Below are 15,110 nucleotides of genomic sequence, written 5' to 3' on the forward strand. Positions count from 1 at the left end.
CTTAAAGTGTGGTTTTCTTACCATTAACTGTTAGAGATACGCTGTATTTATGATTTGGTTGATAGGTAAAGTTACTAATCGAGTAACTTTTCGACTTCTCCGCAAGAATATAACCATTCACAGTATTTACTTTAATCGGATAACTTTTATTCGCTGTTGTATCAACAAGCATTAAATTATTTAAAAGCGCATGTCGGTTACCTATATTGCTAATATTTAAAGAAGGATTGTTCTGGTTAACATCAATTTTCCAACTCAGTTTGGTAATTGCATCTTTATTCACTACAAATACAGGTAATGACGAGCGAAGTAATACATTTACTCCCTGAGCTGCTTTACGGCTATCAACAGGTTTTGGTAACTCATCAATAATAATACGATAAGTTTTTTCACCAGAAATAGGTTCTGGATTAATCCTAACTACACGCAAGTTATAAGAATCATTAGGTTGTAGTTTTAAAAATGGTGGACTAATGACAATCTCATCCGTAGGGACTAATTGATCTTGTCCAGCATTTTGCCTCCACTCAAATACACGCACCTGCAAATCAGCACTTTCATTTGACTGGTTATATAAACTAATTGAAGCAGCATTTTGATTACTTAATATTTCTACATTTACAGGTGAAAGACGGATTGTTGCGGCATTAATAGAGCTAGATAAAGATAAGAATAATCCCGTAATAATAAAAATATTTTTTTTCATGATTTGCTCAAATATAACTTTTTTAATGTATTAGCCCTTTCAAAAGGGCTAACGTAATTCTAATTTATGCAAATTAATAAGTTACCGTTACAGTCACACTGTCAACATAGCTACCTGCACTTGGTAAAGTTGTTCCTGCAGGAATACGACCATATACATTTACAGTTTGAACATTACCCGTTCCGGTTCCACTGTAGGCAGTCGTTGCAATACCAATTGCTGTGGCACGTCCTGTGTCAGAGAAAAGGTTGTAAGGAATATATTCATTGCTAGTCGCCCCACCGATCATGCGACGTTGGGTTGATAAAACATTCTGACCACCATCAAATGACAAAGTCCATGGCACAGTATTATTACAAAGGACTTTAATTGAGGTACCCCCAGTCGTTGTGGTATCTGCATCAACATTGCCAGCAAGTGAACTTAATGTACCAAAATCTAAAACAGCATTTGTTGTCGTGCCAGTTGCAGAGGTATTCAATACACAACTATTCGTTACTGTTGCTCTAACAGTTAATGTACCTGTTGCTGTAGCTGCATTTGCCGCATTGAGAGAAAATACTCCTGCAACAACTGCTGATAAATAAATAAAAGTCTTTTTCATGGCCAAAACCTTTTAAACTAAATTGTCGAATTAATAGATATAAAAAATTTAACCCTTATTCTTACAATCATTTTTATTTGACTGCTCTTTTAAAGCTTATTTTTTTATCCTACTTTCCAACATAATACATAAAAATAAATAAAATGCATGTTCACGTTATTATTTTAATTTCTAATCAATAAAACAAATTTACCTAAACCTATCTTACGGATACAAAAAACAATATTTACAAAATATAAATATTTGATTTAAATAATTTTAATAAAAACACTAGAAAAAATATTAAGATAAATTTAAATAAATATTTCAAAATTTAGCTAACTTTAAAAAATTAGATAATTTTCTACAGCTAATTTATTTTTTATATTATTTATCTCTTTAATTTTCATTTTATATTATTTCTTAAAAGTGCATCTTCAAAAAACTATTAAAGATTATAATTTATATAAAAATAAAATGATAAAACTTGATCTATAGATGAACTATGACAAAGATAGTTTTGTTTATTTTAAATATTGAATAGCTATGAGATATAAAAAATAAAGGCCTCTTTAGAGACCTTTATTTAGTAATTTTAAATAATTAAACGCTCAGCATGCTATTTAAAGTTTCAGAAACATTTTTCGATTTCACTTTAGGCTGCAATGCTTGTAAAGCTTGTTGCACTTGAGTACGCTGAGGCTCTGCAAGCGTATACCAGCGAGATAGCACCTGTAATAGGCGTGAACCTAAAATTGGGTTTTTCTCGTCAAGATATTCTGCAAGGTTAATAAAGTGAGCGACACCAAAGCCCCAAGTATTTTCTGGATTATTTGACAAGCCACCACTTACCGCACGAATACGGTTCGGCGTTGTTAAATCATAGTCTGGATGTTGAGTTAAGTACTCAATTGTTTCTGTAGTGGCATTTGGGTTTGCAGCTTGAATCATAAACCACTGATCTAAAGACAAGGCTTCATCTTTAAAGCGGTCATAGAAATCAGCAAGTGCCTCTTGAGCTTGAGGTGCATTTTGCCAAACTAATACACGTAACGCACCTAAACGTTCAGACATATTGCCTGTGTTTTGATATTGGACATGTGCTAATTCAAATGCAGTTTGGTCGCCCTGACGAGCCATCATCATCAACATGATATTTTTTAATGCACGAACGCCCATGGCTAAAGAGAATTCTTTTTGCAAGTCTGGGTCAAGTGTAAGGTAAGTATCTTTCCAGAATGAACCCAATTCTTGTGCTAAACGATTAAGCAAGGCTTCACGTTTTACATGAATATCTGCTGGTACATAGTTCTGATCAATACGACTACCCAAATAACCTTCACTTGGTACATCAAACAAACGTGATGCTAAAAGCGGGTCACGACCAACCAAATCAGGCAAAGTGCTCTGAATAGCTTGAATGTACGCATCTGCAGAATGGTCTTCTAGCAAAATACGCTCAAGCAAGGTTTGCGTTGCTTGCCATTGGTTAAAGCCGTTGGTTTCGTGTTGAATTAAGAACGCTAATTCAGCATCGGTATAGTCAAATACAAGATTTACAGGCGCAGAGAAATTACGTAGTAGGGAAACAACAGGTTGCTCAGTTACCCCTGTAAACTCAATAGTTGCCTCATCTTGGTCAAACAAGTACACGCCATCTTTAACATCATTTACGAATAGGCTTTCACTACGCAATGTATATTGCTCCCCTGTTTTAGCGTTAAAAAGCGCTAAAGCAACAGGAATTGGAACAGCTTTTAAATTCGGATATTTAGGATGCGCTTTTAGGCTTTGTTTAAAGCTTAAACGGTAAGTTTGTGCTGTTGCATCGTACTCACCTTTTGCTTCAAGCTTTGGCGTACCAGGTTGGTTATACCAAGTTAAGAATGCAGATAAATCAACACCTGAACCCGCAGATAATGCAGCAACCCAGTCTTCTACAGTTACGGCTTGTCCATCATGACGGTGGAAGTATTCATCGGTTCCCTTACGGTATTTTTCTTTACCGAGTAAGGTCGACATCATGCGGTTAATTTCCGCACCTTTTTCATAGACTGTCGCTGTATAGAAGTTATTAATTTCTACAAAGTGATCTGGGCGTGGTGGATGCGATAATGGACCAGCATCTTCCGGGAATTGATGCGATTTAAGTACAGCGACATCATCAATACGTTGAACTGCAGCAGATTGTAAATCTTCAGAGAAAGACTGGTCACGGAAAACCGTTAAACCTTCTTTTAAGCACAGCTGGAACCAGTCACGGCAAGTAATACGGTTCCCTGTCCAGTTATGGAAATATTCATGGGCAATCACAGACTGCACACGCATAATTGCAGCGTCCGTTGTGTATTCTTCATCGGCAAGTACGCATGAAGTATTAAAGATGTTTAAACCTTTATTTTCCATTGCACCCATGTTGAACTGACTAACAGCAACAATCATATAGTTGTCGAGGTCATACGCACGGCCGTAGTGTTCTTCATCCCAACGCATAGAATGCTTTAATGCTTCCATCGCGATATGGCATTTTGGAATGTCTTTCTCAATAGCATAGATTTCTAAAGCAACATCACGTCCTTCAGACGTCGTATAGCGGTCTTTAAGAACAGCTAAATCACCAATAACACAAGCAAACAAATAGCTTGGTTTTTTAGTCGGGTCTTGCCAGATCGCAAAGTGGCGATTTTCACCTACCTCACCTGTTTCAAGCAAATTACCATTGGCAAGTAACACTGGATATTTTTTGTCTGCTTCTACACGTGTCGTAAAGACTGAAAGTACATCTGGACGGTCTGGATAGAACGTGATTTTACGGAAACCTTCAGGTTCATTCTGAGTTACAAACAACTCATCTGCTTTATATAAGCCTTCAAGCTGAGTGTTGGTTTCAGGATGAATAATCACTTGAGTTTGTAAAATGACTTCATCTGGTGCATCAGTGATCACCAGTTGTTCACTGTCGAGTGAATATTGTGCAGGAGTAATATCTTGACCATTGAGCTGAATAGATTGCAACTCAAGATCACGACCTAATAACACCAAGTCCCCAGCTGTTTGACGCTTCATGACTAATGTTGAATCAACAATTGTTTTGTCATCATATACTTGAATATCAAGATTAATGGATTCAACCAAGAATGAAGGTTTTTGATAATCTTTTAAATAAACTGTTTGATCTGCCTGAACTGGAGGCTGCGCCGCAATATTCATCTTTATTCCTTATATACTTTCCGGAAACCGTAGTACGAATTTTATGAACTTGATCATATACATTCATACATACCGTGTTTGTTTACCTTTATAAAATTAATGGGACTTCATTTATACATTTCAAATTAGAATCGTCTTTTATTAGCACAGATTAGACCAAATTTACGATAATCGTTGGTTATATAATCAATCTATACAATAAAAATAAAACAACTTCAGCTTTTAACATTTTTTAGAGTCAGCTTACATTTTGGGCATGGTTATTGCCTTCATTAATACACCAATATAAATATTTCAATCAGAACAAGAGGTGTCAGTATGGAATTAAAAGCACATTTTCATCGTTTAGAAAATATTAAAGCGATTCATGATCTAGATGCAGCAGGACTCGATCACCATGTGATTGCGGTGTTTTTATCTGCGGAAGGTATTTCTATTACAGCTCAGGAGGTGACCTCTATCGTTAATACTTATGATGCTTTAGGTAAAGTAAAATTACCAAGTAAAAAAGTGCAGGCACTTATCAATGCCAAAAAGCTTGGACAGAATGATGAGAGCTTGCCGTGCCCTGTTTAATTTTAAATTTTAACCCCTTATGAAAACCTAAAGTTAAAACAAAGACTTTAGGTTTTCTATTTTTGCACCAAACAAAAAGACAATCTCAGCTATCGGCAATGCGGCTGTGTATAATAAGTCAGTCATGATAGTTTTAAATGTTCGGAGCAAAATGGTCTTACAAATTCTACAGAAACAGCTAGATGAAAGTAGCCATTGTCCTCTCTGCCAAGCTTCAATGTACTGGGTAGATGCCGAGCAATTTGAGCAAGACATTCAGTTTCATGAATGCAGTCATTGTCAGCACCGTGTTTTTAAAGACATGAAAATGACTTGCCATTGTGAAACATGCACAAAACAACGAAAAAAGCTTTTACAGCAAACACGCCTACAAGAACAACGCCAGTTTAAGTCAAAAGAGCAACCTCAACGTAGTCTGGAACAGCTCAGTTTTTTGCATAAACTTTTTTTACTTAGCCTGCTCGACGACTATGCACGAGACGATATTGCTCATGACGAATACATTCACTGGGACAAAATTAAATATCAGTCCATTACACCAAACTGGATTTTTCAAAACTATCTGATTAAGCAACTCCATAAAGATGGAATTTTAAACGCCCAAGATCAAGCTGATGAACCTCAGTGCTTTTATTTAAACATTCGCTTGGACGGTTATAGTGACCCAAGTTTATTTAGTGTTGCCCAGCAATTACGCTACTGGTTTTATGAAAATTTAAGTCTTGGTATTCCGTTTCGTAGTGCTGATGAAGTAAAAGACGTACTTTTTCAGGTGCTCTATCAAGAGATTATTCAGTTTATGCAGTTCTATTGCCGAACTTGGGGCATTCAAATTGCAGGAAGCTCTAATTTTCAAACTTTTTGCTATCGTTTAATGGATTCATTGGCAATTGGTCAGATTTATTATTTAATTCAAACCGCACTTGAGTATCTTTATAAACAGAAAGCCCTACAGCCGCGTAATGAAAAATTTATTAACACCAATTTGTTAAAGAAAACCTTAGAGCAATATCGCGAGAGAGCCTTAGCTGAAAAGTGGGAAACCTCAGTGTTGCCTCGCCCTCACAATATTCCCTACAGTAAAATGAGTTATATTTTACTTAACCGCTTCTTAGGTTACGACGAACAGATCTTTGTACAACCTGTCTGGAAAGCATGGCGGAAAATTGAACCTCGATTAAACTTTTATTCAGTTAAACGCTGTATGCATTGTGGTTCAAATGATTTAAGTGTTGATTATGATGCAGCAGATTATGTTTCTTTGATTTGTCAAAGATGTAAGCATCAAGATCATTATTTTACTCATTAAATCTACAATCACTTTGGCTTAATAAGGATAATAACATGACATCAGCATCGACTTTGATTGAGCAGGTAATTGACGCTTGGCAAAACATGCAGGCAAAAACACCTCTTGTGCAATGCATTACTAATAGCGTTGCAGCCAACTATACAGCCAATGTCTTACTTGCTTCTGGTGCTTCACCTGCCATGATTGATAATCCTTATGAAGCAGAAAGTTTTACCAAAATTTCATCGGCTTTGAGCATTAACTTGGGTACGCCAACCTCAGAGCAAATGCAAGCTATGCAAATCTCTGCCAAGACTGCACAGCTCAATGGCATTCCATGGGTGCTTGATCCAGTCGGCTATGGACCAATTTTAGCTTGGCGTAGTCAAATGACAGACGAGCTTTTACAGTTCAAGCCAAGCGTTATTCGTGGTAATGCCTCAGAAATTAGTACGCTTGCTGGCAACCAAGTTCAATCTAAAGGTGTCGATAGTACTTTAAGCAGTGATCAAGCCTATCAACAGGCTTATACACTATTAGCACATGCGGACTGTATCGCTATTTCAGGTGAGTCAGATTATATTTTGTCTAAAGAATTAGACATTGTGATTCAAGTAAACGGCGGAAGTCCTTTACAGCCCAAAATCACAGCAACTGGTTGTGCTTTGGGTGCTCTAATCGCAGCATATAGCGCTGTGACGACGCCAACAATTGCTGCTCTTTCAGCTCATGTTCATTTTGCGATTGCAGGTAAACTTGCTGCAAATCAAGCTCAAACCATGGGAAGTTTTAGCACCCTCTTTATGGATTACATCCACATGCTAGATGACAACTTGATTGAGCAATATGCAGATATTAAGCTTTTAGAGATACAGGCATAATCTAGGTTATACCTGTATCACGCTAGACTCACTTTAAAAGTAAGTAGATGTCTGTTCATTCGATAGCACTACTTTACATAGTGCGAATCTCTATTCTTAATTGAAATTGCGCTTTTTAATGTTATACAACTTGCTTGAAATAATCTTCTCTTGGCATATCGACAAGCTCAACGCACAATTGAATTTCTTTATTAAACTCTTGTTGTAGATATTTTTTATTACTAAGCGCCGCTAATAACTGCTCACCCATAAGCTGTTTTTGTTCAGCCGTTCTTCCCGACAAAATATAGACCTTTGCATGAATATAAGCCTGCTCCGCTCCCAAACCTATGAGGAAAACATCATCTTTACGCGCACGGCTTTTAATGTCTTCTGGACTAAATAGCTCTGTTTCAATCAGTGTGGTATTAATTTCTTCAAGTAATTGTTTTGCGTTTAATCCAGTTAAATTTTCTGAATAATCAACTACAACGTGCGGCATAGCCACCTCAATTTATATAATAAGTCATTAAGCGAATTAAACTTTATTCAATAAATAATAAAGCTAATCGGACCTGATCATATCCCATTCGAGGGCTGGTTGCTTCAACAATTGGTCTTAGTTTGATCGAACCATCATCAGAAAAATGATCTGGATTTTGACGCTTTTTCAGCTTCTTATAAATTTTACGAATTTCTTCGACCACCTCTTCACCCGGATGGGCAACTGAAATATCCAGCTTTTGCTCTTTATGCAGTCGAGCCAAATGATTAATAATCGTCGCTGGGGTTAAACCACGTTCATGCGCGATGTCTTCAATCTCATAGCCTTCTTCAAACAGCACACGTGTCTCATCTAAAGTTGCCGTAGCATAATTTTGCTTTCCACCTTTTGCGAGTTTCTTCTCATTACGAGAGATCTCGGTTTCATTCAAGGTGCCGCCACAGTGACGAATAAATGCTTTATGTTGAGCCGTTAAATCTACATCTGCAAAGTTATCTTCGGCTTCTTTTGAAAGCTCTTGGAAACGGCGATCGGCTTTGACAGCTAAACTATCTAACTCTAAAGCTTGCTCGTTAATCCCTAATAGCTTTAACCCAGTTAAAGATTTTAAGCGCGACAATGCAACATAACCCTGACCTTTTTCAAAGGTGTTCATGAGGTTAATTTCAGCGGCTTCTAAAGTCATCCCTTGGCTTTTATGAATAGTAATCGCCCACGCTAAACGAAGCGGAATTTGCTGAAAACTTGCAATCACTTTGCCTGCTTCATTTTCAACGGACCAAGTTTCAGGAGCAACCAGCAAAGTCGTGCCATCAGTCAGTTTTACTTTCGGCAGTAAGCCATTTTCATCATCTTCTTCAAAGCCGATGACTTCACCCAAACTTCCGTTGATATAGCCCATATCAAAGTTATTTTTTACAAACATGACTTTGGCATGCTTTTTAAGTGTGAGTTCTTCTGGCGCACGCACTGAAGATTTTAAAGTTTCTAATAACTTTTCATTACCATCTAAAACAGCATTGAATTGATGCCCTTCATTATCAATTTCGTTTAAGTGCTGATAGTTGATGTTATCGACATCCATATTGTGTGTATAAAGACGAGTAAAGGTCTCACCAATATCATGTGCTCGTGATTGACGCAGTGCTTGCAAATGATCTGCTTGAATATTTTGCGCGCGAATAGCGTTTAAAATCTGATTCAGAATTTCATCATCTTGACGGTGTTGTTCTGTTAAATAACATACGCGGAATTTGGCTTCGACCCATGCATCTGACATAAAGCAGAACTTGTCACGATTGGCTTCACCATTACGTCCTACAGGCGGCAACTGGAAGAAATCTCCAGCCACAATGACTTGAATACCACCGAATGCTTCGTCGCTTTCTTTAAAATATTTTAGAACTTGATTGACCAGATTAAGCTGTTTCGCGTGTAACATTGAGATTTCATCAATCACAAGAACTTGCGCATTTTCAAGATGTTCCTTGAGATATTTACGCTCTTTCATGCGTTTTAGATCGTCGTCAGTTAACAGATCTTTAATGCCAATGCCAGCCCATGTATGAATGGTCATACCGTTCATATGTGTTGCTGCAATACCTGTAGACGCCGTAATTGCCACAGGCACTTTACGTGCTTTGAGGTATTGGATGTACTGATTAAGTGTATAGGTTTTCCCTGCACCAGCCGAACCGGTTAAAAAGACATTTTCACCTGCTTTAAGCAGTTTAAGCGCAGTTTCCTGTTTCATAATCTCATATGTACATCTTCAACAGCCCATAGCTTAACGATTTTCCCGAAAAAATTAAATGAATGTGCCAAACTTTCTAAAAAGTACTTATAAATCAAAAATTAAAAGCAAAATAACATTTGGTAGGTTTTTGGTAGGTAGGAAAATAAACTTCACATCACAATACTAAGGCCATGGTGAGGCTCACCTGTAATAACAAACAATGGATTTATGGAAGAAGGAATCACTCCATGGCTTTTAAAAATATTGCAGATCAAACAAACGGTTTTTATATTCCATGCGTATCACTCTTTGGACCAGGATGTGCTAAAGAAATTGGTACAAAGGCACAAAACCTCGGCGCAAAAAAAGCATTAATTGTGACCGATGAAGGCTTATTTAAATTTGGTGTTGCAGATCTTATCGCGAACTATTTAACTGAAGCAGGCGTTGCAAGCCATATATTCCCAGGCGCAGAACCTAACCCAACCGATATTAATGTTCATAATGGCGTAAATGCCTATAACGAAAATGGCTGTGACTTTATTGTCTCTCTAGGTGGCGGTTCATCTCACGACTGTGCAAAAGGGATTGGTTTAGTCACTGCGGGTGGTGGTCATATTCGCGACTACGAAGGTATTGATAAAAGTAAAGTCCCGATGACGCCATTGATTGCAGTGAATACAACGGCTGGTACGGCATCTGAAATGACTCGTTTCTGTATTATCACCAATACCGATACTCACGTGAAAATGGCGATTGTTGACTGGCGTTGTACCCCACTCATTGCGATCGATGACCCGAAACTCATGATTGCAAAACCGTCTGGTTTAACCGCTGCAACAGGTATGGATGCATTAACCCATGCAGTTGAGGCATATGTTTCTACGGCGGCAAACCCAATTACTGATGCGTGTGCAGAAAAAGCAATTACGATGATTAGTCAATGGTTACAACCTGCTGTCGCAAATGGTGAAAACATCGAAGCGCGTGATGCAATGAGCTATGCACAATATTTGGCTGGCATGGCATTTAACAACGCATCTTTAGGTTATGTTCACGCAATGGCGCACCAGTTGGGCGGTTTCTACAACCTACCTCACGGCGTATGTAATGCAATCTTGTTACCACACGTCTGTGAATTTAACTTAATTGCTTGCCCAGATCGCTACGCAAAAATCGCAGAGTTAATGGGTGTAAATACTCACGGACTCACCGTAACAGAAGCTGGCTATGCCGCAATTGATGCCATTCGCAAACTTTCTTCATCAATTGGTATTCCATCTGGTTTAACCGAGCTTGGTGTAAAAACTGAAGACCTTGCAGTGATGGCAGATAATGCTCAAAAAGATGCATGCATGCTCACCAACCCTCGTAAAGCAAATCATGCACAAGTTGTAGAGATTTTCAAAGCAGCACTTTAATACTGATGTAATGGCATATCCCTCTAGTAAGTCAAATCCCTCCGACCGTTGACTTACTTTTTTGGGGAATATTTAGCTCCAGCGGTATTCCCTTTTTTTTAGAACCTATACTCCAACCTTCTCTAAACCTGATTGACAATTCGCCCATTTCATTGAAGGATACTCAGCATGTCTTAATTACAATAGCTCGATAAAAATGAATACATCTTCAGCTAATCAAACTTATGTTCCAGATATTTTAGGCACGGGCTACGAACAGCTCACACTTAGTTTTCCTGATGATTATGAAGGGAAAGTTGTAGCCACCTTAGTGCGTAAAAAAGCTGCTCAATCTACTCAAAAAGCCGTGCTGTATATTCATGGTTTTTTAGATTATTTCTTTCAAACCGAAATGGCTGAGCAATTCAATGCTCATGGTTATGACTTCTATGCACTTGATTTAAGAAAATATGGCCGCTCAAAGCTGCCTCATCAAATTTTCTATAACGTGCTTGATTTAAATGAATACAACGCCGAAATTACTCAAGCATTACAGATTATTGGCGAAGAGCAACACACTCATGTTTTACTCGCAGGCCATTCAACTGGTGGTTTGACAGCAACGCTTTATGCTGCTCATCATCCAGATCATCCTCTTATTAAAGCGCTATGGGCAAATAGTCCGTTTTACGACTTTAATTTAAGTCTAGTCGAAAAGAAGTTTGGTATTCCAATGCTAAGTCGAGTAGGAAAATATCTACCAAAAGTTAAATTCCCAAGCCAATTAAACAAATGGTACACCACCAGCCTTCATAAGCAGCTCAAAGGTGAATGGGACTTTAATCTTGACTGGAAACCAACCTCTGCCCCTACAGTTCAACTCAGCTTTGTACATGCGATTCATACGGCACAAAAAGAGATTCACCGCGGGGTTAAACTAAACGTTCCCGCACTGATTATGCATTCGCATCAAACTAAAAACCCAAAAAAATGGGGACCAGATGCAACTCAAAGCGATGTAATTTTAGACGTTAAAGACATTGAAAAACATGGTAAAAAAATTAAAGGTGATGTCTCGGTTGTCTCTATTCACAATGGATTGCATGACTTAGTCCTTTCGGCCCAGCCAGTACGAGAACAAGTCTATCAACAATTGTTCCAGTGGCTGGATCAAAAAATTACTTAACTAAGCTTAGGTGAGTCAAGGTATTTCACCAGCAGTTGATGCGCAGGATGTTCACTTGGTAAAAGCTCCATAAGGCGTTCTACCGCATCAATTGCTTCAGGGAAATGAGCTAAATGCTTAAGTAATAAATCTGTTTCTTGTGTTTTAAAAATTGCATCACTCAAGCGTGACTCAAGGCAATCGCGCCATGCGCATAAAAATGGACTTTCAGTTTTTGCCAGAAATACACCTGTGTAAAGCTGCAAAGCCGAGGCTGCATATCCCGCATCGAGCGCTTGTTCAGCTTGTAAAAAATCGGCTTCAACATGCACCAGCAAACGATATGGACGTGAACCAAGTAAACCACCCAAAATATCTCGTAGTTGAGACATTTCAGCTTTAAGCGTACCCATACTGACTTTACGTTCGCCATAGAGCGCCTGATAAAGATGCTCTAAAGTTAAACCATGCGGACATAGTGCCAATATGGTTAAAATTTCAATTTGACGCGGCGTTAATAATAAACTTTTGCCGTTAAATTTAACTTGCGGCGTCGAAAATGCACGGATATGTAATTGCTGGCGCTGCTGCTCTAGCAAAGCAGATTGAATAATGGATGCACAACGTTCAGCAGCCAGAATTCCTAAACTATTATGGTTCTTCCACGTGGTTGATAAATCAACAACACCAAGGGTTTGTTTTGAATATGGATCGATAATCGGCGCGGCATAACACACCCAATCATGAATCGACTCCATGTAATGTTCGTTTGAAAAAACACAGCTTGATTGTTGAGTTTTTAAAGATAAAGCCAAGGCATTGGTGCCCACAAATTCTTCACGCCACTGACCACCTTGTACAAAATGTACACGCTCAGCAGCACTTTGCATTTGAGCACTTGGTGCCGTCCAGATAATCGTACTGCCGATATCACCGACAGCAATCACCATTGAAGATTGCTCTGCAATATGACGTAAGTCGTCGGCACATTGGCTTAAAGCCATATCTAAAGCATTTTGTGAAGCAGATTTTTTTTCGACTAACGGAGCCGCAAAACGCTCTTTAGGAATCGCAGCAGAGGCTGATCGTTCCCACGAGCTTGCAATACTTTGGCCGAGTTTGGCAGCGTTCTGAGGAGAGAGACTATTTTGGGTGCGCAGTTGATCAATCAACGTCCGTTGCTGCAATAAATCCTTTTTTGTGAACATTTGTAAATTCCTTATATATCCACATTTCTATTCCAACCTTTCTCCAACCTTCTTATTTATATCCTAATTATACAAAGTACGAAAGTACCTACTGACAGGGTTCTTGTTAGTCTTTAGTCCTAAAAAGCAAAGGAATATTTATATGCGCTATATCGATCCAAATCAACCAGGCTCAAAAGTTCAATTTAAATCACAATACGAAAATTTTATTGGCGGTGAATGGGTGGCACCTTTAAAGGGTGCATATTTTGACAATGTATCTCCTGTTGATGGAAAAGCTTTCACACGTATTCCACGCTCTAGTGCCGAAGATATTGAGCTCGCTCTAGATGCAGCACACAAAGCGAAAGCAACATGGAATAAAGCATCACCAACAGTACGCTCAAATATACTTTTAAAAATCGCCGATCGTTTAGAAGCAAATCTTGAAATGCTTGCGGTTGCCGAAACTTGGGATAATGGTAAAGCGGTACGTGAAACTTTAGCAGCTGACCTTCCGCTTGCGATTGACCATTTCCGTTATTTCGCTGGATGTATACGTGCTCAAGAAGGCGGAATCTCTGAAATTGATGAAGATACCATTGCTTATCATTTCCACGAACCGCTAGGTGTAGTTGGTCAAATCATTCCATGGAACTTCCCGATTTTAATGGCAGCATGGAAACTTGCACCTGCTTTAGCAGCAGGTAACTGTGTCGTAATTAAACCGGCTGAGCAAACTCCAGTGGGTATTTTGTTGGTGGCTGAACTCATCCAAGACATTTTACCACCGGGTGTCCTTAATATTGTCAATGGTTTCGGTTCAGAAGTCGGCCGCCCATTAGCAACAAATCCACGTATTGCCAAAATCGCTTTTACCGGTTCAACTCAAACTGGACAAATGGTGATGCAATATGCGACCGAAAATATTATTCCAGTCACCTTAGAACTTGGCGGTAAGTCACCAAACCTTTTCTTCGAAGATATCATGGATAAAGAAGATGACTTCTTAGAAAAAACACTTGAAGGTTTTGCGATGTTTGCTTTAAACCAAGGTGAAGTATGTACTTGCCCTTCTCGTGCTTTAGTACAAGAAAGCATTGCTGATCAGTTCTTAGAAATGGCTGTCGAGCGCGTAAAACGTATTAAAACTGGTCATCCTCTTGATACTGAAACCATGATTGGTGCTCAAGCATCTCTACAACAACAAGAAAAAATCTTACGTTGTATTAACACTGGTCGTGAAGAAGGTGCAGAACTCTTACTTGGCGGTAGCGGCCGTAAAGAAGTAGGCGATGGTTACTATGTTGATCCGACTATTTTTAAAGGTCACAATGGCATGCAAGTTTTCCAAGAAGAAATTTTTGGACCTGTACTTGCTGTGACAACGTTCAAAGACTTTGATGATGCAATCAAAATTGCCAATGACACCATGTATGGTTTAGGTGCAGGTGTTTGGTCACGTTCAGCTCACATTTCTTATCGTGCTGGTCGTGCTATTGAGGCGGGTCGTGTCTGGACAAACTGCTACAACATCTACCCTGCACATGCTGCATTTGGTGGCTACAAGAAGTCTGGTATCGGCCGTGAAAACCATAAAATGATGCTAGATCACTACCAACAAACCAAAAACTTGTTGGTGAGTTATTCAACTAAACCAATGGGCTTCTTCTAAATTTCGCACCAAGTTGATACAAAAACATCAACACTAGAAATAAGTAAAGTCATCCACTATACAAAAAGCCAGTAATTTAGATTGCTGGCTTCTTTATTTTGTTCTGTTAGTTCTCAAGTTTTTACTATCTGGAATAAAAAAACGTCACCTAATATTTAAAGCAATTTATTTAGGCATTGCTTTTGCATTGATTCATACAAACCCACTCGCAGGAGTA

12 protein-coding genes are annotated in these 15,110 nt (G+C 38.6%); 6 read left to right on the plus strand and 6 right to left on the minus strand.

The genetic code is table 11. From position 1 onward, the window contains the following. Position 1: 1 nt before the first annotated feature. The 3 genes from RMA94_RS15935 to pepN all read right to left on the minus strand — a co-directional run bounded on the left by RMA94_RS15935 (position 2) and on the right by pepN (position 4,499). Entirely contained in the window at positions 2-706 is a 705-nt protein-coding gene (locus RMA94_RS15935) for a fimbria/pilus periplasmic chaperone (protein WP_311083750.1), read from the minus strand. A 73-nt stretch (positions 707-779) separates the two neighbouring features. After that, a complete protein-coding gene (locus tag RMA94_RS15940) occupies positions 780-1,316 on the minus strand; it encodes a spore coat U domain-containing protein (RefSeq protein ID WP_014207080.1) in 537 nt (178 codons plus the stop codon). A 576-nt stretch (positions 1,317-1,892) separates the two neighbouring features. Next, on the minus strand, positions 1,893-4,499 hold the full coding sequence (gene pepN / locus RMA94_RS15945) for an aminopeptidase N (RefSeq protein WP_311083751.1): 2,607 nt from the start codon (positions 4,497-4,499) through the stop codon (positions 1,893-1,895). Between the two features lie 318 nt (positions 4,500-4,817). On the opposite strand from pepN, the gene RMA94_RS15950 reads away from it, so the two are divergent. The 3 genes from RMA94_RS15950 (at position 4,818) to thiM (ending at position 7,247) form a co-directional block, all read left to right on the plus strand. Next, positions 4,818-5,075, plus strand: coding sequence for a hypothetical protein (locus RMA94_RS15950; protein ID WP_005068647.1), 258 nt, complete (start codon positions 4,818-4,820; stop codon positions 5,073-5,075). 151 nt (positions 5,076-5,226) lie between these two features. After that, positions 5,227-6,384 carry a hypothetical protein gene (locus RMA94_RS15955; protein WP_240281683.1) on the plus strand — a complete coding sequence of 386 codons (1,158 nt, stop codon included), beginning with the start codon at positions 5,227-5,229 and terminating at the stop codon, positions 6,382-6,384. 35 nt (positions 6,385-6,419) lie between these two features. Continuing rightward, positions 6,420-7,247, plus strand: a complete 828-nt coding sequence (thiM, locus tag RMA94_RS15960) for a hydroxyethylthiazole kinase (RefSeq protein WP_311083752.1) — start codon at positions 6,420-6,422, stop codon at positions 7,245-7,247. A 121-nt stretch (positions 7,248-7,368) separates the two neighbouring features. Here the strand turns inward: thiM and RMA94_RS15965 are convergent, their stop codons facing one another. Both RMA94_RS15965 and RMA94_RS15970 read right to left on the minus strand, forming a co-directional pair. After that, positions 7,369-7,728 (minus strand): 5-carboxymethyl-2-hydroxymuconate Delta-isomerase, encoded by a 360-nt coding sequence (locus RMA94_RS15965; protein WP_057062398.1) that lies wholly within the window; start codon positions 7,726-7,728, stop codon positions 7,369-7,371. Positions 7,729-7,771: 43 nt separating this feature from the next. Then, entirely contained in the window at positions 7,772-9,484 is a 1,713-nt protein-coding gene (locus RMA94_RS15970) for an AAA family ATPase (protein WP_005073697.1), read from the minus strand. A 230-nt stretch (positions 9,485-9,714) separates the two neighbouring features. Between RMA94_RS15970 and RMA94_RS15975 the strand changes: the two genes are divergently transcribed. Together RMA94_RS15975 and RMA94_RS15980 are read left to right on the plus strand one after the other, a co-directional pair. Next, positions 9,715-10,887: an iron-containing alcohol dehydrogenase gene (locus RMA94_RS15975; protein ID WP_311083753.1), complete on the plus strand. Its 1,173-nt coding sequence runs from the start codon at positions 9,715-9,717 to the stop codon at positions 10,885-10,887. A 196-nt stretch (positions 10,888-11,083) separates the two neighbouring features. Beyond that, positions 11,084-12,052, plus strand: coding sequence for an alpha/beta hydrolase (locus RMA94_RS15980; RefSeq protein ID WP_311083754.1), 969 nt, complete (start codon positions 11,084-11,086; stop codon positions 12,050-12,052). Here RMA94_RS15980 and RMA94_RS15985 read toward each other — a convergent pair. After that, positions 12,049-13,239, minus strand: coding sequence for a helix-turn-helix domain-containing protein (locus tag RMA94_RS15985; RefSeq protein ID WP_002119349.1), 1,191 nt, complete (start codon positions 13,237-13,239; stop codon positions 12,049-12,051). The genes RMA94_RS15980 and RMA94_RS15985 overlap by 4 nt on opposite strands. Positions 13,240-13,381: 142 nt before the next feature. On the opposite strand from RMA94_RS15985, the gene RMA94_RS15990 reads away from it, so the two are divergent. Then, positions 13,382-14,893, plus strand: coding sequence for an aldehyde dehydrogenase family protein (locus tag RMA94_RS15990; protein ID WP_017385402.1), 1,512 nt, complete (start codon positions 13,382-13,384; stop codon positions 14,891-14,893). Positions 14,894-15,110: the final 217 nt, after the last annotated feature.

The organism is Acinetobacter sp. V115_6 (assembly GCF_031799025.1).
GTDB lineage: Bacteria > Pseudomonadota > Gammaproteobacteria > Pseudomonadales > Moraxellaceae > Acinetobacter > Acinetobacter pittii.